Genomic DNA, 24,898 nt, shown 5'->3' on the forward strand with positions numbered 1-24,898 from the left:
GAAACCCAAAAGATTTCGTGTTTAAAAAATGTAGATATAGTTAATTTGATAAAAGGAAATTAATTAATCGTAGAGACTTTGCATGAAGGATTGCGAATTCAAAATTACAAATTGAGCTTAATTTACCCAATTGTTATTTACTAATTAAATAATGGATTTTTCCTGATAAATACATCCTGCTCGAAAGATACTCTATATTCAGATAAAAAGTGAGTACTTTTTAGATAATAATCTGTAGAAATGATTTGAGCACCCGAAATTTTAGCGGCTTCAAATTGAGAATAATCATTTTGGCGAGCTTGAACGGTTTCTGCATCAGCACGAGTTCTGACGATGTAACCCTTTGATACATATTCTTTGATTAATGTTTGATTCTTTTTGGGGTCATTTAAAATTAATATAGCTGCTTCAGGAGTATTAGGAATGGCATTAGCAAACATTATTCTGCCTTTTAGAGATGGATGCCCTTGGATAAACATTTCTCTTTTTTCATCTTGTTCATCTAAGATAAAAACAAATTTTCCACGTGCATCTTTTAGTTTTGGCCAATTAAACTTTTGCACGGCATTTTCTAATGTTGAGTAATGTCCTTGAATATCAGAAGGTTTGATGATTTTTGATGTGCCCAAATACTTTTTTAGTATTTCTTCAAGGGCATCAAATGTTTTTGCGGTGAACTTTTCTGGTACTACAAAACCTGCTTTTTTAATTTCATCATCTTTGGCATTGATGGTGATATAAATTGGTTCGTGATTTGGGTTTTTATCAGACCAGTTTTTTAGTTCAATTAAATAATCTTTGAAAAGTGGATGATGACTTCTGAAATCTATATCTTGTACATGAAAAACTTTGAAACCCGGCAGTAACATTTGTTTTTCGGTATCGAAAGGAGCTTGGTTTTTTACCAATTTTAAACCCAGTGGATTGGCATATTTTCCACCGAGGGAATCTGAATAAACATCAAGTTCTAAATTTCTTAAACCTAAGTCGAGTTGAGTAGAAATAGGAGGGTGGCTATACTCCAAACCAGATAAATCGGATTGGTCTTTACTCTTGATAAGTTGAAGTAGTGAAGCGTCTATCGCTACTTTATAACTATTATGCGAACCAATTACTTGAATTTTATTAATGGTAAGTTGGTCTAAATTTTTAGTCGGAACTGAAAAACAAAATATGATAAAAAACGTACTAAGTATAAGTTTCATGAGGGCTGATTAATTAAAAATTGACGTAATGCTTGTGTGTTGAGATACATGATCTTTAGCGATTCTTTAAAATTAGCTAATTAAACTACATTCTTTATAAGGTCTTGTCTTAATTAATCCAATGATATTTATTTTGTAATATTTTGATAATTATGACTTATTCAACTTTGATTGATAGCATGAAAAAACTAATTACTTTGCTGATTTTTATTGCGATTAATTTTGGTGCAATAGCTCAGCATATTCAGGTTGAAAATACAGCTTATCAGCTTTTATTAAAAACCTTACTTTCACACAGCGTTCCTGAAATGTCTGTAAATGAATTGACTAAGAAAAACAATACTGTACTTTTATTAGATGCTCGTGAACCTAAGGAATATCAAATCAGCCATTTGAAAGATGCAAAACTAGTAGGCTATGAAAAGCTAGATTTGTCGTCCTTAAAAAACACTCCTAAAAATCAGCCAATTGTAGTATATTGTTCTGTAGGTTATAGAAGTGAAAAAGTAGCCGAAAAGCTTTTACAACAAGGTTTTATCAATGTCCATAATTTGTATGGAGGAATTTTTGAATGGAAAAATCAAAACCAAGCACTTGTTAATGAAAAGGGAATCACAGATGAAGTACATGCTTACGATAAAACTTGGGGAATCTGGTTGAAAAAAGGGAAGAAAGTATATAAATAACTACAATCTGAAACATTAATTACACATATTTTGTATTTAAAGACAAGTAAATATTTTATTCATTAAATTATTATTCACAATGACTTCATTAGAAACTGTAAAACAATACTACGCTTGTTTTAACAACAAAGATTGGGCTGGAATGTTAGCACTTTTACATCCAGAAGTACGCCACGAGCCAAACCAAGGCGAACCTAGAATTGGCATTAAATTATTCACGGAATTCCTACAACACATGGATGAATCTTATGAAGAAACGCTGACCGAAATGGTATTTTTTGATGAACCAACAGGCGAACGTGTAGCTGTGGAGTTTGTTGTAAACGGAATTTATAAAAAAGGAGAAGAAGGCTTGCCAGAAGCCCATAACCAAACTTATATTTTACCAGCAGCAGCTTTTTTAGGTTTGAAAGATGGTAAAATCAGCAGAGTAACTACTTATTATAATCTCCCTTTGTGGATTCAATTGGTTTCTGAATAAGGCTAAATTTTATGCAAACACTTTCATTTATTCAAAAAAAAGGGGCAGAAATTACAACTGTTTTTGAAGATTTAGCCAATTTAAGAATCACCGTTTTTCGTGATTTCCCCTACCTTTATGAAGGTTCGGTAGATTATGAAATGGAGTATTTGAAAATATATTCCCAAGCAGAAAAAGCATTGCTTTTTGCAGTTTACGATGGTTCAAAAATGGTTGGAGCTACTACTTGTATTCCATTGGCAGACGAAGCTCCAGAAGTACGTTTGCCTTTTGAAAAAGCAGGTTTAACAATAGATTCAATCTTTTATTTTGGCGAAAGTATTCTGTTGAAAGAGTACAGAGGTTTAGGTTTGGGTCATCGTTTTTTTGATGAACGTGAAGCCCATGCTCGAAGCTTTGGTAATTTTAAAACTACTTGTTTTTGTGCGGTTGACCGTGGCGAAAATCATCCTTTACAACCAGAAAATTATCGACCAAATGATGCTTTTTGGTTGAAAAGAGGTTACCAAAAAGAACTTTCTTTGCAAAGTACTTTTGAATGGCCAGATATTAATGAAAGTGTATCAACACCCAAAACGATGATTTATTGGAAACGAGCTTTATAAAACAAACCTATGACAGTTACTTTTGCCTCAGCACAATATCCAATCAGTGAACATGCCGATGTAGAAAGTTGGCGAAAACATACCGAAAATTGGGTTTTGAATGCTGTTCAACAAAAAGCACAATTATTACTTTTCCCAGAATATGGTTCTATGGAATTGGTAAGTGTTTTTTCCAAAGCAATTCAAGTAAATATTCATCAACAAGTACAAGAACTACAAAGTTTGAAAGATGAATTCTGTGTTTTTTTTGCAAGCTTAGCCATTAAGTATCAAGTAATAATTGTAGCACCAAGTTTTCCTGTGCTTGAAAATACTAAGATTTTTAATCGTGCTTTTGTGTTTTCGCCAAAAGGTTTGGTGGGTTTTCAAGATAAATTTTTCATGACTCGTTTTGAAAATGAAGAATGGGGAATTGATGCCGCCGAACCAAAACAATTAACACTTTTCGAAGCTGATTGGGGTTCATTTGGCATTCAAATTTGCTATGATGTTGAATTTGCTTTGGGTTCACAATTACTTGCTCAGGCAGGTGCTTCTTTAATTTTAGCGCCAAGTTGTACCGAAACCATTCGTGGCGCTACTCGTGTGCATGTTGGAGCGAGAGCAAGGGCTTTGGAAAATCAGGCTTTTACCATTGTTTCTCAAACAGTTGGTAATGCAGTATGGTCGCCAGCGGTGGATATTAATTATGGTTTTGCTGGATTTTATACCACGCCCGACAAAGAAATGCCCGAAGAAGGAATTATTTCAACCAAACAGCCACAGGAAATTGGTTGGTTGATTGAAACCTTAGATTTTTCAGTAATTGAAAAAGTAAGAAACGACGGACAAGTATTTAATTATAAAGATCATCGGCGTTTAAGCGTTGGTTTTATTGATGATGAGATTGGGGTGATAAAGAAAAGAGTGTAAAGTTTATATTTAAAACTAGACGATGTACAACAAGCCATTTTTTTGTGTAATCTTTTTTTTGTTTTTCTACTTGAAAAATGTGCAAAAAAACTTTGCTCAAATTAAGGTCAATGAGCTTGAAACCATCTCAACGAAGGATGGTTTACCAACCAACGAAGTATATCATTTGGCGAAAGACAAAAAAGGTTTTTTGTGGCTGGCTACCAGAAAAGGATTATTTCGGTATGATGGTTATGAGTTTTTGAGTATTGGTCCAAAAGCTTTTGCCGAAAAAATCAGCTTACTTGATAATCAGCATTTGATTGTCTCGCTTTCATCAACTGGTATTTTCAACATTAATACTGAAACGTTTACTGCTACCGAAATTGCTTCTCCCAAATGGTCGGATGATAATCCTGATAATGACCATTTCAATAATGTTTTTGTAGATGCTAAAAAGAGAATTTGGTGTGGTGATTTTCATCACGCCAAATTTTATGACGAAAAAAACAAACGTTGGCATTTATTCAGACTTTTCACCAATACTGCTGAAGATGTTACTTCTATTCGTTTTTTTCAAGATAGCCAACAAAAAGTATGGATTTTGGCATTGAATAAGCTTTATTTTTTTGATGAAAAACGTAGAAAACCTGTACTTTTTAAAACCTTTTCTAAGTCAATTACTTTAAGGACAATCGCTGAATATGGGAATTCTTTTTACTTAGGTACTTTGCAAAAAAAGCTTATTGCTTTGAATATCAACACGAAAAGTATTCAGGAGTATCATGAAGGATTAAACGATACCGAAATCAATGATGTGCTTTTTTATAAAGATTTAGGTTTACAAAAGTGTTTGGTGGCTACTTCTGGTGGTTTATATACTTTTGATATTTTTAGCCAAAAATTTTCGCATATCGACCAATTTAATCAGATAAAACCACGATTTACTGCTCTTTATTTAGACAATCAATTACAAAAAATCTGGATTGCTAGCGACGCTGGCTTACTGAAATATCAGAATGGGAAAAAAAGTTGCGAAACAATTTTTATTCCTCCTTCAGTAACACAGTTGCCAGTAACGATTAATGCTTTTTTGAAACCAAATTCCAATGAAATCTACTTAGGTTTGTCGCATTCGGGGATTTTGAAGTATCATCAACAAAATGGTAGGTTCACGAAATTTGATTTACCTTCAGATATTTCCGTCAATAAAATGGCAATAACGCATGAAGGTGATTTATTGATTGCCACCACAAAAGGCGTATATCAATTGCCTAAAAATGAGAAAGTATTGAAACGAATTTTCCCTTCGATTTCTTCCAACATTAAAGTTATTTGTAACGATAGTAAAAATCAGGTTTGGCTGAGTGCTGAATATCAGCCTATCCAAGTATTTTCTTATCCAAAACAACAAACGTTGAAGTTATGGAGCGATAAAGTGAAGAATGAGTTTTGGACAAAAAGTCTTGTCAATGATATGTTGCTATCCGATGATGGAAAAGTCTGGTTAGCTTCTTGGTATTCTCCTGGTTTTGGAATCTGTTATTTTGATGAAAAGAAACAAGAATTTATACAAGTAGCTGATTTAAAGCAGAATATAAAAAGGCATAATCAGTTTATTGGAGATTACTTTTTGGCATTGGCTAATCGGAATCATCAAATATTTGCTTCAGGCTACGGAGGTTTTAATGTGCTGGATAAAGAAGGAAAAATTTTGTCGGAATTAGAGGTCAATAAAGCAAAAGATAATTTTCCTGATGATTATTTTGCCAAAATAGATGTTGACCGACAAGGAAGTATTTGGGTCGGCACTTTTGATGGTTTACTTCGTTTTAGTCCAGATTTCAAACAATATGCAAAATTTATCGAAGAAGATGGTTTAATTAGTAATAATACCAGCAACGGTTTTTTGTTAGATGATGAAAGTAAATTATGGATAGGGCAGAAGAACGGCATGAATATTTTAAAAATTAATGAACTTGCCAATAGCGAAGAGCCAGCCGTATTCCTGAGTACATTTGAAACACTTGATGGCACAAAGATTTCAAATCAATCAGCTTTAGTAAAATTGTTGCGTTACCAAAACAATTTAAGCCTGAGTTTTTCACCATTAAATTTTGCGCCAGCAGCAAAAAATCAATTTCGTTATCGCTTGCTTGGTATTAATCAAAATTGGGTGAACAATGGCACGAATAATCGACTCATTTTTGTTGATTTACAACCTAACACTTATCAATTAGAAGTTTCAATTGGAACAAATCATGGCGTTTGGAGTAAAAAACCGTATCTGATTACCTTTACCATTGAGCCTAGTTTTATAGAAACAATTTGGTTCAAGTTGTTGATTTTAGTGTGTTTATCGTTGATTGCTTATGTTTTTTATCGTTACAGAATTAATCAAATCTTGAAAATTGAACAACTAAGAACTGAAATTTCAGCAGACTTGCATGATGATGTTGGCGCAACATTGAGCAGTATTTCTATTCTTTCTACGCTGGTTCAACATCAAGTAAAAGACTCGCCAACAGCCCAAAAATACTTGAATACGATTTTGGAAGATACTTCTTCGTTACAAAATAAATTAGAAGAAATTGTTTGGAGTTTGCGTTCCGACCGTGATACCGTCGGGCAATTAACGGCAAGAATCCGAAGAATTGGCGCTGAAATTTTTGAAGCCAAAGGAATTAATTATGAATTTGAAGTAGATGATTCAATCGGCCATTTAAAACTTTCGATGGATTTCAGGAGAAATCTTTTACTGATTGCTAAAGAAGCTGTGAATAATTTAGTCAAGTATTCGGAATGTAAACAAGTGAAAATCTCGATTCTGAAAGTAAAAGGTAACTTGGAATTAATTGTTAAAGATGATGGGAAAGGATTCGAAAATACCAACATTGAAGGCAACGGATTACGAAATATGAGAGCCAGAGCCAGTAAAATGAAAGGGAAACTTACCGTTTACTCAAAAATAGGTGTTGGTACGGAGGTTAAATTAGTGGTTTCTCTCACACAAATAGGGGATTGACTTTGGCGATACTGATGGCGTAATTTGTTTTTATTTTAAACCACAAAATTGATTTACTTTGAGCGAAAAATTATCATCACTCAAAACACATCAACAATCCTGACTCCTAATTTTAAACAATCTGCCAAGAAAGATGCATCAAATCCTGATTTATGAAGACAACGAAAGACTGAGAAATTCCCTAGAATTACTCCTGAAAGGAATGCCCAATATGAACGTTGTAGGTGGTTTTGGAAATTGTGATAAAGTAATAGAACAAGTAAAAAACTTAATGCCAACCGTCATTTTAATGGATATTGATATGCCGGGCGAAGGCGGAATTATTGGCGTAGAAAAAGTAAAAAGGCATTTTCCAGAAGTATTTGTGTTGATGTTTACTGTTTTTGACGACGATGAACGGCTCATGGCTTGTTTGCGTTCGGGAGCAAATGGCTATTTATTAAAGAAAACCTCTCCCCTACAAATCATTGATGCCATTGAAAATGTAGCTTCAGGCGGTGCACCCATGACCCCAGAAATTGCCCGAAGAGTATTAGAAACCTTCAAAGTAGAACGTAAAATTCCTAGCGATTTAGGGCTTACTCCTCGTGAAATGCAAGTGCTAGAATTGTTAATAAAAGGGCATACTTATAAAATGATTGCTCATGATTTTTCTATTTCTGTTGAAACCGTTCGTTCACACTTAAAAAATATTTATGAAAAAATGCACGTAAATAATGGTAACGAAGCCGTTGCCAAGGCTTTACGAATGCGACTTTTTGAATAAATTCGAGTCAATTTTCTCTTTTTCATTCTCCGTCATCCCCCAAAAGTGCTATTGATAGCTTCCTGCTAATTTTTCAATTTTGATGTGTATTGCAGTTGTAAAAACAACGCTTAAACATCAATGGTGATGAAAAAAATATACCTCTTTATTTTTCTGTGTTTCATGCAAAAAGGTTTTTCACAAGACCTTAATAACTTGAAAAATCAAAAACCGATTTCGGTTTCAGGAGGAATTAATGTTAATATTGGTACTTACAATAGTTTATCAGGCGGAAAAACCCGCCTTGATCCTTTCTCTTGGACACTCAGTGCTTCGCCAACGCTCAATCTTTATGGCGTTCAATTACCTTTTTTCTTTTTACTGAACAAACAATCTCGCTCGCTTGCTGGTCCATTTCAACAATTTGGCGTAAGTCCAAGCTACAAATGGGCAAAGCTTCATTTGGGTTATCGAAACCTGATGTTTTCGCCTTATACTTTAGGCGGAAGGCTTTTTAATGGAGCTGGTTTGGAATTGAATCCTGGTAAACTTCGCTTTGCTGTGATTTATGGACAATTCCAGAAAGCAGAAATGGGCTATTTAGATACAAATAATCCAACGAATCCGAATTTACCAAACGGATTATCGCCTGCGTACCAACGCAATGGTTTTGCTGCAAAATTGGGTTTTGGTACTACACAAAACCATTTTGATATTACTTTCTTGAAAATTAAAGACGACCAAAAATCTATTACTTTTCCTGCTGATTTTGGCAAAGTAACACCAGATGAAAATACGGTAGTTGGTATTTCTCAGCAATTTCTTTTCTTCAAACATTTATTCTGGAAAAGTGACATTGGCGTGAGTTTATATACTCGTGATGTGCGTCGAGAAATGGTTGATCAGCAAGATTTAGAAAAGTATTCCTTCATTACTAAAATTGTGGACATCCGAAAAGGTACTTCACTTGGCTGGGCTGGCGAAACTACGGTTGGTTTACAATTCAATACTTTTAGTATTCAAGGACAATACAAATTGATTTCTGCTGATTATCAGTCGATGGGAGCGTATTTTTTCAATACAGATATGGAAGAATATTCGGGGGCAGCTTCTATTTCGGCTTTACAAGGAAAAGTACAATTATCAGGTACTTATGGTATTCAGAAAGATAATGTCAGTAAACTCAAAGAATATACCACCACACGCAATATTGGTTCAGCTAACTTGAATATTCAGTTTTCTAGAACGCTCGGCTTATCTGTGAATTATTCAAATTATGGTACTTCACAAAACATTCCCAATCAGATTATTGATACCGTAAAAATTTCGCAATTGAACCAAAGTTTGATGATTGCTCCACGTTGGTTTAAAACTTCTGGAACAGTTTCTCATGCCGTAAACGGAGTACTTTCATATCAAAATGCCAACGATTTAAACACCATTTCAAAAGTACGCACAGACTTCAATAACCTATTCGGTTCGCTTACTTACAGTTACGGAATACCTACTCGAAAAATGACTTTTACGCCCGGTTTATTATTCATTCGCAACCTTTTGCCGATTTATAATACTTCGTCGATGGGGCTTTCATTTTCTGCACAAAGAGGAAGTAAAAAGAATAATTTCAATACTTCGCTTTCGCTGAATTATACCCAAAATGCACAAGAACAAGTAAATACAGGAAGTACTTTCAACGCCCGTTTGAATACTACTTATCGCCTGACCAAAAAGCAGCAATTCAATGTAAGTCTTTCAACGATTGTTAATTCCGACAATAAAAACGAACGCAGAAATTTTTCAGAATTATACATGAATGCTGGCTATGGTATTTCATTTTAAAATAATAAACAACGGTAAGATGAAACGAATACTTTTTTACTTATTGCTCTTGCTTGTAGGCTTTCAAAAGGTGCAAGCACAACAATTAAAAGTAACAGTTCAACTGATACTTTCACCTCCTTTTAGTCCGAGAGTGATTGACTTTGTGGATAATCCTAACAAACAAGCAGCGATTGTATTAATCACAAATAATGGTGAACCTGTGAATACGCCCATCAAAATTGTTGGGCAAATCACCAATCGTTCTACTGGAGGACGGATTTTTACGTCCGCCAATTATAAACCTAATGTTCCTCTTTTATTAAATCCAGTTGGGCAACCTTTACAAGTAAATTTTGGACAAGAAAATAGTGGTTTTATTGATGCAAACAATACGCAAGTAGTAGGTTTTGATAAAGCTACAAAAGACCAAATTGTACTTTCGGGGATTTTCCCACAAGGATATTATGATTTTTGTGTGTATGCAGTGCCTTATGATGCCAACGTAGAAAGTTTTCAAAATCTTTCGGGACAATGCCAAAGTATTCCTTTGACTTTTGTAGAACCACCACGTCTTACTTTGCCTTCTTGTGGCTACAAAATGATAAAACGTGAGAACGTTCCGCAACAACAAGTATTTACTTGGTCGCCACCAGTAGGGAATATTTCTGGCGCTCAAATTCGATATGATTTTTATTTGCTGAAAGTACCCGAAGGACAAAACCCGAACGATGCGATGGATAATGCCATTAAATTTAATGTCGGAAATCCCTTCACCGAAAAAGATATTGTAAGTACTTCACTCAATTACACACAAGCCGAACCAGAATTGACGGTTGGTAAATACGTGTGGCGAGTAGTATCAAAAGACCAAAGTGGCGAGGCTGTTTTTCAAAATGATGGGCAAAGTCAAATCTGTACTTTTGATGTAGAAGTACCACCAGCAATTCTTGCACCACCACCGCCGCCACGCCAAGCACAAGTAGCTTTGGTAGGAGCAAGTTCTTGTAAAGACACCCAATTGCCTGCCGATAAAACTGCCATTTATCCACAAGAAGAATTGGTAGGCAAAACGTTGAAACTGGGCAAATTTGAATTAAAAGTAGATGAAATCAGCAAAAAAGGTGATGGCTATGATGGCAACGGACGAGTATTTTGGAATTCAGTTCCGATAAAAGTCGTATTCACGAAAATCAATTTTAATGCTGCTTACGAGATTTTCAGTGGCGATGCTCAAGCCGATAATACCAAATATAATTTCCCCGACCCCAAAGAAATTACCAAGATGAGTACTTGGAAACAATTGGCAAAAGGCGGACAAGGCTTTGATATTGGTAGTTATGTTGATGCAATTGAAGAAAATTCTCTCCAGAAAGTAAATGCTTTATTGGCGGTAAAGTTGCCTGTTGGCGTGCCAACAAAGGCAGGTTTTATCGGCATAAATTATATGCGTTTTAGTCCACATGGGGCAGATATGGGTGCATTGTTCAACCTAAAAATGCCCGAAGCGAACCAATTTCTTTCAATGGCGGCGGTGGACGTTTGTATGGTTCCCAACAAAGCTTTTGCAGGTGAAGCCAATTTGATTTTGGTTGATGATTTAAAAATTCCAGCATTACCTTTCAATTTTATTCAAGGAAAATATCCAAATCCTGATGATTCGGGTACTTATGCACGCATTGCAGGCGATAGTTTACAGCACGTTCATGCCGTGATGGATTTGAATTTTGGAGATTCATTCTTAAAACTCGATGACGGCACAGGCAAAGTAATTGCTGGCGACGTAAAGGCAAGAATGGTAACAGATTTCTTGACTTGGAACGATTGGGTGGCAACGGTAAAAATGCCAACATTTACGGTAGATGGACTAAAAGATTTTACCATTAATGGCGTAAATGCTTTTTATGACCATTCAGATAAAAGAAATCCTGTTGATTTTCATGTGCCAGACGAGTTCAAAGGCGACCGGGGAATGACTTTCCGTGGGCTTTACATGAAAAAAACAGAAGTAAAATTACCTACCAAACTCAAAGGCACGAACGAACAACGTTTGGGTTTTATCACGAGCGATTTTATCATTGACGATAGCAACGAAATCACGGCAGTGATTGAACCAACCAATAAGCCTGTGGTGGATTATTCAACGGGAAAGATTGGCGATTGGGGTTTTTCAATTGATGATTTTAAAATCAAAATTGTTCAAAATCGCTTTGAGTTGGGCATGATGAAAGGCAAACTTCAATTCCCGATTAGTAACGATTACTTGTCGTATTCCTGCAACCTCCGCAGTAATTTAGATACGATGCAGTTTGTGATTGATGCCAAAGAAAACTACGATGTACCGATCATGTTGGCAAAAATGAAATTGGATAAAAACTCTAATTTCCTGCTGGAATTCAACGGAGACAATAAAAAAATTGATTTAGATTTAAGCGGTTCTGCCAGTATTGGTTTATCACAAAAAAGCCCAATCGCTATTCCTTTAGTGAAATTTGAACATTTTAGAGTATCAAATACCAAAATAAAACCTACCATGCAGGGCGAAAAAGAACTGTATTTGGACGAAGGACAATGGACACTTTTGGGCGGTTTGTGGGATAATAAAAAAGACGAAAAAGATAAAGGCAAACAAAGCGGCGGGCCGTCTGTCAATGATGAATTGCTATCAACTTACACGCCTGTCGAAGATGAAAACAAAGCCAATTTAGTAGGCTTTCCGATAGAATTAACGCCACCAAAATTTGTTTACCGTGGGCTCGATGCCATCGGCTTTGGCTTTGGAGTAAAAGTAAACGTCGGCGGAGATGATAATACCATCGTCGGTGCAGAAACCAAAGTAGAAATTTTGGGAAAACTGAGCTACGTAAATGGAAAAATGTCGCCCGCTTTTTCTAAAGTCAATCTCGAAAAAATCATGATAAAAGGGGCTGTTGGCCCCGCAACCGTTGAAGGAGAACTTCGCCTTTTTGATGAAGATGCCCTTTATGGAACAGGTTTTATCGGTTCAGCCAAAGTAAAAATCCCGAAAGTAGCTACTGTTAAAGCGACTCTACAATTTGGCAATAAAGGTTTTTATTATGGATACGTCGATGCCAGCGTATTGCTCACGCCAAGTATTGCGGTTGTACCGCCTTTAATGTGTTCGGGTTTTGGCGGTGGCATTTATTTCAATATGAAAATGTATACGCCTTTATCGCAAACGATTAAAGATGTTGCTCCCAACACGCAAACGACTCGTGCAGGCACAAATAACACAGGCATCAATTATACGCCGATGCTTGGAAGTTATGGCATTAAAGCCAATGTGTATATGAGTTTGGCGGATAAAAAAATGATACTTGCCAATTTGGGCATTGAGGCAAGTATTGCCAATGGTGCTTTCAGTAATTTCACGGCTTCGGGCAAAGCAAAAGTATTGAGTTTAGACGAAGACCCTACTCGCAACGGACAATGTTTGTTGATGGCACAAACTTCTGTAACAATCACGCCAAGTAGTTTTGATATGAATGCCGATGTGGAAGTAGAACCAATTCCCGGTTTTCCTAAAGTTATTGTTCCGTTCAGAATGCACTTTGCTGATACTTGGCACGTAAAAATTGGCGACCCAGCCGAAGGCAAACAAAAAGTAGAGTTTAAATTATTACAATTGGGTAGTGAAGATGATGCCCTTTACGCCTACTTGGCGGCAAAAGCTTACTTCGCTTTTGGAAATGATATTGGAGGTATTCCAAATTTACCTTCGGAAGTACAAACTTTTTTATTAGCTAAAGAAAATGTAAATGATACCCGAAACGACGTAGTGGATGCCGCCAAAACCAAAGGCGAAATGCAATTTAATGAAGATGGCGAACTCATCGGAAATCCGCTAACATTCAGATTACTGGCAGGAGCAAGAGTTGACGGTCGTTTGAAAGTAGCTGTTGGCCCATTATCCGCCGATGCTACTTTGATTGCTGGTTTTGATGCGGCTTTATCTAAGGGTTTAAAATGTAATGGACAAGAAATTGTCGGGCTTTATGGCTGGTATGCCAATGCTCAAATTTATGCCTACGCCAACGGAAAAGTATCAGTAGCAGGCAAAGTTTTCGGCAAACGTTTCAATGTAAAATTGATGGATTTAACGGCAGGAGCTTTGCTTTGGGGTGGTTTACCAGAGCCAACTTGGGGCGAAGGCAGACTCAGAGTAAAAGGTGAAGTACTGGCTGGCTTGGTAAAAGTTGATACTGACTTTGATTTTGATTTCGGACAAAAATGTAAACCAGTTTTCAATGGCGACCCTTTGGCGGATATTAAAGTAATTTCAGAATTGAGTCCGAAAAAAGGAGAAAAAGAGGTGGATACCAACGGAGATTTACAGGCTGTTTTCAATATGAGTATGGATACGGATTATAGCATTGCTTTACCTGACGGTCAGCCGAGAACTTATTATTTTACCGTTCAAGAATATTCATTGACGAATCAGAAAACGCATGAAAAATTTGCGGCAATTGGTGCGAAGCAATGGGTGAATAATAACGAACAATTGATTTTGCCTTTGAACGGACACTTGAAATCTGAAACTAATTATGCTTTCAAAGTACAAGTACGCCTTTGGGAACGTGTAAATGGCGGACTTGAAAATCCTTATATCGACGAAACAGGTGTGCGTGAACAACGTTTTGAAGAAGCTGAAAATATTTTTACTTCTGGCAAACAACCCGATTTTGTTCGTTGGGAAGATGTGGCTTATACTTGGCCAATGGATGGACAAAATTACTTCTTGAAAAACCAAACGACCAAAGCTGTTATTTCTGGAGATATTCCTGATGAATTATTAGAAGGCATCAATGCCAATAACTTTCTTCTAAGAGATTACGATTTCAAAGCTTATTTCATTGCCGAAAATGGCAGCGATACTTTGAAAACCTCTATGCAATACCAAGCTCCATACGCAGGTGGACAAGGTAAAATTTTAGCGGATATTCCAGCGGGTTTACAAAATTCAAAAGTCTATCGTTTGGAATTGCATAAAATTAAAATCAAGAAATACGAGGTCGCCAATTTCACCAATACTATTCAAAGAACCTATCAAAATGCAGGTAATGGCAACAATGCAGCCGCTTATCAGATTAGATTCAATGCCCTAAAACCGCTTGATAAAAAAGCGGCACAAAACGATAAAGTAATGTTTTCGCTGGCTTTCAAAACCAGTCAATACAATACTTTTCAGGAGAAAATGGCAGCAACAACTTTCCAGAACTCTAAGTACGAAGACGAAATTACGCCACAATCAAATGCTTATTTGTTCATCAAAGCTGTGCCAACGGATGGTACTGAAAATTTTGAAGATGAGGAAATGAAAGAACATAAATTCTCAAGTCGAGGAGCTTTACAACCAGCTTTATTAACGGTAAATACGCCAGCGTTCAGTCAAGGTACTTCCGAATTTGACCGCTTTGCGAACAGTAATATTTACAGTATTCTTACAGAAGTTCAATATGGTTATGTCGGACAAGTAAGTCCAAATTATAATGATTTACGAAATATCGCTTATCAACCCAGCAAAAGCGTTGTAATGGGAAGAGCCTTACCCCTTTTAAGAAATATTGGCGTTCGTGACCCTTATAATGGAAATATTTCAGACATCCTCAACGGTAATAATACGCTCACAAAAGATGAAAATGGTTTGGGTGCTTCCATCGGAAGTGCCAGTAGCAAAATGATTTCGATGGATGCTTCTATCAGTAAAACGGTGGCTTCACAAATGGTATTTTTATCAGGAATTTATGGTTTTGCCATCAATGACGCTCCAACAAAACCGTATCAGTTTACCATAAAAAGTGATTTTGTTGCCTACAATGACTTTATGGCGGTACGAAGTTTTGGCGAAAAAGTACAAAGAGTAAGAAATACTTATCAGCAATATTTTGGGAATAACTGGAGAACTCAAATGGCAAAAACGGGAAATACAGAAATTTCATTCGCCAGTAAAACCCTTGGGATTACAGCTTCTTACGCTGGACTGCTGAATAATCCAGCCACATTCGACCGCTTTGGCGATTATACTTCAGTAGATTATTATATTTTTAAAAAGCGTAAAAATGGTTCGACTGTAAAAGTAAACTTAACTTATCAGCCATATCTCGGAGCAAATCAAGTAACGGTGACGAAAGATATTCAGTTGGGAGCTTCGCCAATTTCATTAGCACCTGTGTATAATCAAGCAATCCCAGCCAATATTCCAAATGCAAGAGTAGCTGGCTATTTTTCAAATCCTGCTTGTTTTAATTGTGATAGATAAGCGGTATGCGGTAGGCAATAGGCTGTATGCTTTCCATTATCGAGCGAATTTTTTCGCTCGATAATAGAAATTTGAAAATCAAAAATCATTAAACTCATCGCTCAAGGCTGATAACTAAAAGCTAAAATACACATGAAAAAAATATTATTATTCCTCCTGTTTTTCAGCTTTATATCTGTGGAAAATGCTTTCTCTCAAAAAGTAAATCCTACAAAAAAAGATACTTTAAGCAAGATTAAAAAGCCAAAAATTATGCTTTTGGCTCGTAATTATCGTGATTCTGTGGTTTTGCGTTGGTCGCCAAATATGCCTGCTTACTGGTTGGCTGGCACTGTGCGTGGCTATATCATCGAGCGTACTGAGTATAGCAAAGAAAATCAACAAGGTACTCGACAAATTTTAACGCCAAAACCTTTAAAACCGTGGACTTTAGAGCAAATGAAAAGTCGTTTGGCAGAAGATGAAAAAGGAATAAGTGTAGTCGGGGAAATGTTGTACGGGTATCCAAACGATAAAAATTTTAAGCCTGATTTTTTCAATATCAAAAAAATCAGTCAAGAACAAAATGTTCGATTTGCCACAACTTTGACGGCTGCGGAATTTTCAAAAAAAGCCGCCGAAGCCGCAGGTTTGCGTTTTGTGGATAAAAACATCAAGAAAAAAGATGCACTTTATACTTATAAAATCTATTTGGCAGAAAGTGAAATGCCAACAAAAACTAAAATTGTACTTGATACAGCACAAGTGGTTGTAGAGGCTGGACAAAGTTTTTTGACTTTCGCACCCTTTGTCGATAAACCCGAAAATGGCGATAGAAAAACCACTTTAATTTGGGACAGATTAGGGCCAGAAGGTGATTTTTCGGCTTTTTACATTGAAAAAAGTGAAGACGGCAAAAACTTCAAAAAAGTAAATCAAACACCTTTTGTGATGGGAAAACCCGACCCACAAGAATTAGCAAAAGATACTTTATTGAAAGCACAATTTGCCAAATGGGAAAACAAAGCTTTTTACATCGACAGTCTCGCTAAAAATTACCAAAAATATTACTACCGCATTCGTGGCATTGATAGTTTCGGCGAAGAAAGTAAGCCTTCTGAAACCATTATCGCAATGGGTAAAGATTTAACGCCACCAAAATCTCCTGATGATTTCAGAGCGAAAAATATCAATAATACTGCGATTATGCTTACTTGGAAAAAACCTGTAAAAGAAGCAGATTTCAAAGGTTATGTGATTGGACGTGGGCCAACAGTAAATGGCCCTTTTCAGCCGATTACTCAAAATATCATTCCGCCTAATTCTTTAAGTTTTACAGATACTGAACCACAAGCCTATATTGGGGATTATTACATCATCGCTTCGGTTGATACTGCTGGCAATTTAGCTTATACTTTGCCGATTGCTGGCGGTATTGAAGACCGTTTGCCACCTTCGTTTCCGACAGATTTAGTCGGGAAGGCAGATTCTTCAGGAAGAGTAAAACTTAGTTGGAAAAGTCCGAAAAATCCTGATGTTGCACTTTTTAAAGTGTATCGCTCGTACACTGCTGAAAACAAGTATTATACCCAAATAACGCCTGTTGGTATTTCAAGTAATACTTTTACGGATACTTTAGCCAATAAAATGCTCAACGAAAATGTGTATTATAAAGTAGTCGCCATTGATTTAAGTAACAATCATTCTGCTTTTTCAGAATATTTAAACGTAAAATTACCCGATAAAAATCCACCAACTACGCCAGTGATTAAAGACGTGTTGGTGACAGAAAAAGGCGTGAGTTTATCCATTGTAGGCAGCGAAAGTGAAGATGTAGTTGCCCATATTATTTACCGAAAAGAAGGAAATAATGACTGGATGACTATTAAAGAAATTGCTAAAAACCTGCTTTCAAGTGCATTACTTTATGAAGATGAATCCGTCGTTTCTAATAAGTCTTATCAATACGCCGTAGTTGCCAAAGATGATGACGGTTTACTTTCACCAAAATCTTTCCCGATTCCAGTGAAGTATTTTAGAAAAACAGATTATGCTACGGTTTCAAAAATCAATGCAAAAATTGATTTGCAGAAAAAACAAGTAAATCTATCTTGGTCGCCAATTGTTAGTCAAACAATAAGCCATTATTTAATTTACAGAGCCGTCGATGGAGAAGGTTTAGCAATGATTGGTTCAAGTAAAGAAAGTAATTATACCGACAAAGATTTTAAAGCTAATACTTCTTATCAGTATGCTATAAAAGTGGCTTATCATGATGGAAAATTTTCAGGAATAGGAGAAATCAACCAAGCAGCGAAATAGTTTTTTGGCCTATTATTTAACTTTTCTTTTACAGAATTTGATTTAACCAATAATTTTAATCAATTGATTAAAATTATTGGTTAAAGATTTGTTTTTAGTTTTTTGTTCTATACCTTTGTCTCATTAATCAATTGAATTTATGAAGTGCCTAACAAAATCAGCAGAAGATAGAATCAAGGAAGCTGCCATAAAAGTTTTTTTAGAGAAAGGCTTTGATGGCACTACCACTCGTGATATTGCCAAAGAAGCTGGTTTGAATAGCGCTTTGATGAATTATTATTTTAGAAGTAAGGAAAAGCTATTTTCAAGTGTTTTTGAAGAAATGCTTCAATTGTTTTTCAAAGGTCTTCTTGAAGTTTTAAATAGACCAATATCGTTAAAACAAAAAATTTCGGCTGTTATCGATCATGATTTTGAAATGTTCAAAACAAATCCTGATTTGGCTAATTTTATTATTAACGAGCTACACCGAAATCCAGACCGTTTCTTTAGTGTAATTTCCTTTGATAAAGTATTAGTTCATTCTGTATTTGCTCAACAGTTGAAAGTTGCAGTTGACAATGAAGAGATTAGGGAAATTAAAATTGAACATGTTCTACTTTTAATCAAATCGAATATCCAATTTATATTTCAAGGTAAAGTAATGACCTGTAAGATTTGGAATATGAATGATAAACAATTTGATGAGTTTGCTGAAAATCATAAGATAATTATTACAGATATGATTACTCAGTACTTATTCAGCTCTGAAAAATAGAGCATTTTTTTTGCTCAAATTTTAATCAAACGATTAAAGCAAAATGTTAAATCAAAAAGATAAACTAAACGATTAAATCATGATACATGCAAAATGGTCTTTCATTTTTGTAATGATGTTGTTGGCATCAGGAACGAAAGCTCAAGATCTTACTCTCGACCAATTAGTTGACCAGTCATTAAAAAATAACCAACAAGTTCAGTTGTCAAGACTGAATGAAAAACAAACAGATGCTCAAATCAGTGAAGTAAAAGCAAGAGCCAGACCACAAGTGAATTTAACTGGAGACTACAAGCGTTATTTGAAAATTCCGGGTCAAGTAGTTCCAGCTTCAACTTTTGGTGGTGCCGAAGGAAGTTACCAAGTATTGGCTTTGGGTTTGCCTTATAATTTATCTACTTCGGTTCAGGTTTCGCAAGCACTTTATAGCCCGTCAATCAACATCGGTTTAAAAGCTGCCAAACTAAGTGTTGATTTAGCAAGCTTACAAACCTTGAAAACTCAGGAAGAAGTAGCTTACAGCGTTTCTAATACTTATTATAATTTACAGACTGTTGCCCAACAAATGGCATTTCTGAAAAGTAACATTGCTTCGTTGGATAGACTGATTCAAGTAACAGATTTATTGTACAAGAATAAATTATCACAAGGAATTGATGTTGACCGTTTGAGAATCAGTCGTACACAATCGCAAACACAATTAGAATCACTTCAAGGTTCGTATCAAGAATTAATCAATGCCTTGAAATTTCTTACTGGAACGCCACAAACAGAACCTTTGAGTGTAAAAATCGACATCGACCAAAGTGCTTCTGTACCTGCTTTGATTGCTAATGATGCTGTGAACAGAACAGATATTTTGATTTTGGAACGTCAGAAAGCTTTAAACGAACAAAGTACACTCAATACCAAAGCAAGTTTTTTACCAACGCTTTCGGCTTATGGTGTGGCTAATTCTACTTTTTTTGGAAAAGATGGAGAAAACAGCGTACTGAAAAATGTTCCGGGTTATTGGCTTGGTTTGCAGTTAAACTGGAATATTTATGATGGTTCTGCTAGAAAATCAAAATTGGTTCAGCAAAAAATTGAAAGTCAGAAATTGTCGATTCAATCAGACCAAACCAAAGAAAATATTTCGATGGATATTGCCAATGCTCGAACCAAATTTTACGTAGAACAAAGAAATATCTTAGCCAGTCGTGACCAAGTAGCTTTGGCAGAAAAAGTTTATACTCAAACACAATTACAATTCAAAGAAGGCACAACTGCTTTAACAGAAGTAATTCAAGCTGAAAATGCTGTAAGAGAAGCTCAGAATAACTATCTGAATACTTTAATAAACCTCCGTTCGGCTGATTTGAATTGGAAAAAAGCCTCTGGAACAATTATTCCTAAACAATAAATTTCATTTATAAAAAATCAACATATCAAACAATGAAACGTCTTACTATCATATTCGCCATTCTTGCCACACTTGGTTTGACGGCATGGAAATTATCTACTAATAAAGAAAAAGTTGAAAAGAAAGTTTATCAACCAGATGTAAATCTAAAAGTTGGTGTAACTACTTCGGAGGCAGCATTGAGAAATCTATCTCAAGAAAATGAATTTTTAGGTTCATTTACGCCAAATCGTGAAATTGAAATTAAACCTTTAGCGGGCGGAGAAGTAATTCAATTGCCAATCAATGAAGGACAAGGTATTAGAGCTGGACAATTGATTGCCAAATTAGATGACGAACAAATTCGTCTTCAGATTGAAGCACTTCAAGTGACTTTAGAAGGTTACCAAAACGATTTAAAACGTTATGAAGTATTAGTAAAAGGCGATGCCGTGCCAGCAGTGAACTTAGAAAGAACGCAACTGAGTATCAGAGGAACGCAAGCACAAATCAAACAATTGAAGAAACAATTAGAGAATACAACGGTTACTGCTCCTTTTGCTGGTATTGTTACTTCAAAATTGATTGAAAAAGGTTCAGTAGTTTCTGTAGGTGCGCCGATTGCTACCATTACTGATATTTCTGCTTTGAAATTGGTGGTTAATATTCCTGAAAAATCTATCAATCAATTTAAAGTTGGACAAACTATTCCGATTGAAACACAAGTATATCCTAACGTATATTTCAACGGTAAGGTAAATATGGTTGGTGTATCAGGCGATGCAGCGCATAATTATCCAGTTGAAATTCTTGTTCAAAACAGAAGTACAAATCCACTTAAAGCAGGAATGTACGGCTCGATTGTGAATGACAATCAGTTGAAAGCACAGTCATTATCAGTACCTCGCCAAGCAATTGTAGGTTCTACCAAAAAAGCACAAGTATATGTTGTTGAAAATGGGAAAGCTATTTTGAAAGATGTAACAATTGGTGTGGCAAATAATGAATATTATGAAATTACTCAAGGCATTAAAGCAGGCGACCAAGTAGTTGTAAGTGGACAAATCAACTTACAAAATGGTACAGCAGTAGTGGCTCAATAAATCTAAAATAAGATTATGAAATTTGTAGAAACCATCATAAAACGCCCTTCTGTTATCATTGTGCTATTTGCCGTGTTAGTATTAGGAGGGATTGTATCGTATAATAAGTTGAGTTATGTGTTATTACCTGAGTTTTCAGTAGGAACACTTACCATTACAACGATTTATCCGGGAGCCGCACCCACAGAAGTGGAGTCGGAAGTAAGTAAAAAGATTGAAGATGCTATTTCTGGGCTTGATAATATTGATATCGTTACTTCAAAATCTTTAGAAAGTGCCTCAATCGTGATTGTTCAGTTTAAAGCTGGAACAGATATGGATAAGGCTTTGGAAGATGCACAAAGGGATGTCAATAATGTAATTAGTGATTTACCAGACGATGCTAAAACACCATCGCTTTCAAAAATTTCACCAAGCGACCAGCCAATTATGCAATTATTGGCAACTTCAAGTTTGCCGAATTCAGTTTTTTATCAACAAGTAGAAGACAAGTATTTGCCTGTTCTTCAGCAGATTGAAGGTGTTGCAGAAATCACGATGGTAGGAGGGGAGAAACGTGAGATTCGTGTGAATGTGGACGATGATAAATTGAATTATTATGGTTTATCACTACTTCAAGTAACGCAAGCAATTGGTCAAGCGAACTTAGATTTCCCGACAGGAAAAGTAAAAAGTAAAGCTGAAAACATGACTTTACGTTTGGCGGGTAAATTTACTTCTTTAGAAGAAATTCGCAATTTGGTCATTAGTACTCCACCAAATGGAAGTCCGATTCGTGTAGGCGATGTGGCTAATATTTCAGATGGTTTGGGCGAAATTGAAAGCGTAAGCCGATACAATGGTACAGATGGAATTGGTTTGTTTATCAAAAAACAATCGGATGCTAATGCGGTAGAAATTAGTAGATTAGTACAAGAAAAATTAGCCGTTATCGAAAAAGCAAATGCAAAAGATAAGGTAAAATTCGCCATTGCTTTCGACAGCAGTATTTTTACTTTAGCTTCTGTAGAGGCCGTAACGCACGATTTATTTTTAGCCATTATATTGGTTGGTGTAGTAATGCTTTTGTTTTTACATAGTCTTAGAAATGCCTTTATTGTAATGGTTTCGGTGCCAGCATCTTTGATTTCAGCATTTTTGTTCATGTTTGTAATGGGCTATTCGCTTAACCTGATGACCTTATTGGCACTTTCATTAGTAATCGGGATTTTGGTGGATGACTCAATCGTGGTCTTGGAAAATATTCAAAGACACTTAGAAATGGGCAAAAATCGTTGGGAAGCTACTTTAGATGGTATGAGTGAAATTGGTTTTGCTGCTGTTGCTATTACGCTTGTAATTGTGGTGGTTTTCGTGCCAATTACTTTCGTAAATTCAGTGATTGCAGATTTACTTCGTCAGTTTTCATTAACCGTTGCTTTTGCAACAATGGTTAGTTTATTGGTAAGTTTTACGCTTACGCCTTGGATGACCTCTCGTTTGGCAAGACTGGAACATTTAGATGCTAAAAATCCTTTCCAAGCATTTTTACTTTGGTTTGAAGGCGGCTTAACAGCATTGATAAAATGGTATCATGGAAGTTTAGAATGGGTAATATCACACAAGATTGCCTTTACTGCAATTTTAGTTTCACTTTTTGTTGCAACTGGTTGGGTAATGTCACTTGGAATTATCGGACAAGAATTTGTGGCGCAAGGTGATCAAGGTAAGTTTTTGTTGACAATGAAGTTAGATAAAAGCGCTTCGCTACAACAAAACAACTTGAAAGTAAGAGAAGTAGAGAATTTTTTACGCAAGAATCCGGCCGTAAAAACAATTTTCTCGAATGTCGGTGGTGCAAGTACTGGCTTAAATAGTACTGGTCAAGGTGAAACAAATAGAAGTGAGTTGACAGTAGAATTATTACCTGTTGAAGAAAGAGAAAATCATTTGGCAACAGAGAATTTCATGATTGATTTACGTAAAGTATTAGGTCAGAAATTTGCGGGAGTAGAATTTAATTCGTCTATCATAGGGATGGTAAATTCAGGAACTGCACCGATTGAAATATTTCTTGGAGGAGAGAATTTACAACAATTATTAGTTTCTGCGAAAGATTTAAGTAATCGTTTAAGAATTACTCCGGGCGCAAACGATGTAAATGTTTCTGTAGATGATGGAAATCCAGAAGTACAAGTAAACGTAAATCGTGAAAAAATGGCTAAATTAGGTCTTGATATTCAGACAGTTGGAGCTACTTTGCAAAATGCCTTTGCTGGTAACGACGACTCTCAGTTCAAGGATGGTTCAGAAGATTATGATATTAGAGTAATGTTAGATGCTTTTGATCGTAAAAATCCTGAAGACGTAAAGAATATCAATTTTTATAGTCCACAAGCAAAACGTCCAGTGCGTTTAGCTGAATTTGCGAATGTATCTTTAAGTACAGGGCCATCAGTTTTAGAAAGAAAAAACAGACGCTCGTCTGTTACAGTAACCGCAAATACTTTAGGAATTGGTTCAGGAACATTAATTGCAACCATTAAAGCTGATTTAATCAAAAATCCACTTCCAGAAGGAGTAACCGTAACTTGGGGTGGTGATGCAAAAAATCAGGATGAAGGTTTTGGTTCGTTAGGTTTAGCCATGTTAGCCGCTTTGATTTTGGTATATTTCATCATGGTATTGTTGTACGATAGCTTCATTTATCCATTGGTTGTATTACTTTCTATTCCAGTTGCCATTATCGGAGCCTTACTTGCTTTGGCACTTTCAAGTTCGAATATTGGGATATTTGCTATGCTAGGAATGTTGATGTTGATGGGTTTAGTTGTGAAAAATGCAATTCTTATCGTTGACTTTGCTAACCAGCAAAAAGCAGAAGGTGTACCTTACAGAAAAGCTATTTTACATGCAGGGGAAGAACGTCTTAGACCTATCTTAATGACGACCATTGCCATGGTAATTGGTATGATTCCTATTGCTACTGCAACGGGTGCTGGAGCAGAATGGAAGAACTCTTTAGCATGGGTATTGATAGGTGGTTTAACCAGTTCAATGCTTCTGACAGTCTATCTTGTACCAATGGTATATTATTTAGTAGATAGGACAAAAGAGAGTTGGACAAAGTTTAGAATGAAGTCTTCAAAAGAAGTACCCGCTGTACAATTTGTAGAATAATTTATTTTTTAATTAAACCTTATTATTATTTAGTTGTCTAAGTCAGTTGGCATAGTTTTTTAATATTAAAATAAATTAGTGTGCTTTACATGAATGAGTTATAATAAGGTTTAATTAGTTTTTTTACTGATGTTCTGCTGTGATATTTATTTGAAAGTAAAATCATATAAATTTATTTTTACTTAAATATTAACTTTAGTTATATTTTTTCGGATATGTGTTTAATAAATTTGCATGTTCAGAATTGAAATTTAGGTAATCTAAAAATTTTGTATTATTCCATTTTTTAGTAGTTGAATTTTTAGGTCAAAAAAATCTTAATTCAAAGTTTAAAAACTTTGAACCTTTTGAAAGTTTCCATAGTTTATTCCAAATAGAGTAATAATTTATCTAAATACTTTTTTTTAATAATATATAGTTAATGTTATAATTCGAAGAGTTAGGATTATGCCAGTATGCTT

At 35.6% G+C, this 24,898-nt stretch carries 14 protein-coding genes; 13 read left to right on the forward strand and 1 reads right to left on the reverse strand.

Annotated elements, in window-relative coordinates; translation table 11 throughout:
• Positions 1–140 precede the first annotated feature (140 nt).
• Entirely contained in the window at positions 141–1,205 is a 1,065-nt protein-coding gene (locus tag VB798_RS00805; RefSeq protein ID WP_323254946.1) for a phosphatidylinositol-specific phospholipase C1-like protein, read from the reverse strand.
• A 179-nt stretch (positions 1,206–1,384) separates the two neighbouring features.
• On the opposite strand from VB798_RS00805, the gene VB798_RS00810 reads away from it, so the two are divergent.
• The 13 genes from VB798_RS00810 to VB798_RS00870 all read left to right on the forward strand — a co-directional run bounded on the left by VB798_RS00810 (position 1,385) and on the right by VB798_RS00870 (position 24,437).
• Positions 1,385–1,891 carry a rhodanese-like domain-containing protein gene (locus VB798_RS00810; RefSeq protein ID WP_323254948.1) on the forward strand — a complete coding sequence of 169 codons (507 nt, stop codon included), beginning with the start codon at positions 1,385–1,387 and terminating at the stop codon, positions 1,889–1,891.
• Between the two features lie 79 nt (positions 1,892–1,970).
• The gene (locus VB798_RS00815; protein ID WP_323254950.1) at positions 1,971–2,372 is read left to right on the forward strand and encodes a nuclear transport factor 2 family protein; all 402 of its coding nucleotides are present in this window, start codon (positions 1,971–1,973) and stop codon (positions 2,370–2,372) included.
• Positions 2,373–2,383: 11 nt separating this feature from the next.
• On the forward strand, positions 2,384–2,977 hold the full coding sequence (locus VB798_RS00820; RefSeq protein ID WP_323254952.1) for a GNAT family N-acetyltransferase: 594 nt from the start codon (positions 2,384–2,386) through the stop codon (positions 2,975–2,977).
• 9 nt (positions 2,978–2,986) lie between these two features.
• Positions 2,987–3,889, forward strand: coding sequence for a carbon-nitrogen hydrolase family protein (locus VB798_RS00825; RefSeq protein ID WP_323254954.1), 903 nt, complete (start codon positions 2,987–2,989; stop codon positions 3,887–3,889).
• A 79-nt stretch (positions 3,890–3,968) separates the two neighbouring features.
• The gene (locus VB798_RS00830; protein ID WP_323254956.1) at positions 3,969–6,893 is read left to right on the forward strand and encodes a sensor histidine kinase; all 2,925 of its coding nucleotides are present in this window, start codon (positions 3,969–3,971) and stop codon (positions 6,891–6,893) included.
• 133 nt (positions 6,894–7,026) lie between these two features.
• Complete coding sequence (locus VB798_RS00835; protein WP_323254958.1) at positions 7,027–7,659, forward strand: response regulator transcription factor; 633 nt, start codon at positions 7,027–7,029, stop codon at positions 7,657–7,659.
• A 126-nt stretch (positions 7,660–7,785) separates the two neighbouring features.
• Entirely contained in the window at positions 7,786–9,477 is a 1,692-nt protein-coding gene (locus VB798_RS00840; RefSeq protein WP_323254960.1) for a hypothetical protein, read from the forward strand.
• Between the two features lie 19 nt (positions 9,478–9,496).
• Positions 9,497–15,736 (forward strand): hypothetical protein, encoded by a 6,240-nt coding sequence (locus VB798_RS00845; protein ID WP_323254962.1) that lies wholly within the window; start codon positions 9,497–9,499, stop codon positions 15,734–15,736.
• A gap of 132 nt (positions 15,737–15,868) precedes the next feature.
• On the forward strand, positions 15,869–18,037 hold the full coding sequence (locus VB798_RS00850) for a fibronectin type III domain-containing protein (RefSeq protein ID WP_323254964.1): 2,169 nt from the start codon (positions 15,869–15,871) through the stop codon (positions 18,035–18,037).
• 139 nt (positions 18,038–18,176) lie between these two features.
• Positions 18,177–18,794 carry a TetR/AcrR family transcriptional regulator gene (locus VB798_RS00855; RefSeq protein WP_323254966.1) on the forward strand — a complete coding sequence of 206 codons (618 nt, stop codon included), beginning with the start codon at positions 18,177–18,179 and terminating at the stop codon, positions 18,792–18,794.
• A 79-nt stretch (positions 18,795–18,873) separates the two neighbouring features.
• A complete protein-coding gene (locus VB798_RS00860) occupies positions 18,874–20,196 on the forward strand; it encodes a TolC family protein (RefSeq protein ID WP_323254968.1) in 1,323 nt (440 codons plus the stop codon).
• Between the two features lie 32 nt (positions 20,197–20,228).
• Entirely contained in the window at positions 20,229–21,278 is a 1,050-nt protein-coding gene (locus VB798_RS00865) for an efflux RND transporter periplasmic adaptor subunit (RefSeq protein WP_323254970.1), read from the forward strand.
• A gap of 15 nt (positions 21,279–21,293) precedes the next feature.
• Complete coding sequence (locus VB798_RS00870; RefSeq protein WP_323254972.1) at positions 21,294–24,437, forward strand: efflux RND transporter permease subunit; 3,144 nt, start codon at positions 21,294–21,296, stop codon at positions 24,435–24,437.
• The last annotated feature ends 461 nt before the right edge of the window (positions 24,438–24,898 follow it).

The sequence above is a fragment of the Arcicella lustrica genome (assembly GCF_034930985.1).
In the GTDB taxonomy this organism is placed as follows: domain Bacteria; phylum Bacteroidota; class Bacteroidia; order Cytophagales; family Spirosomataceae; genus Arcicella; species Arcicella lustrica.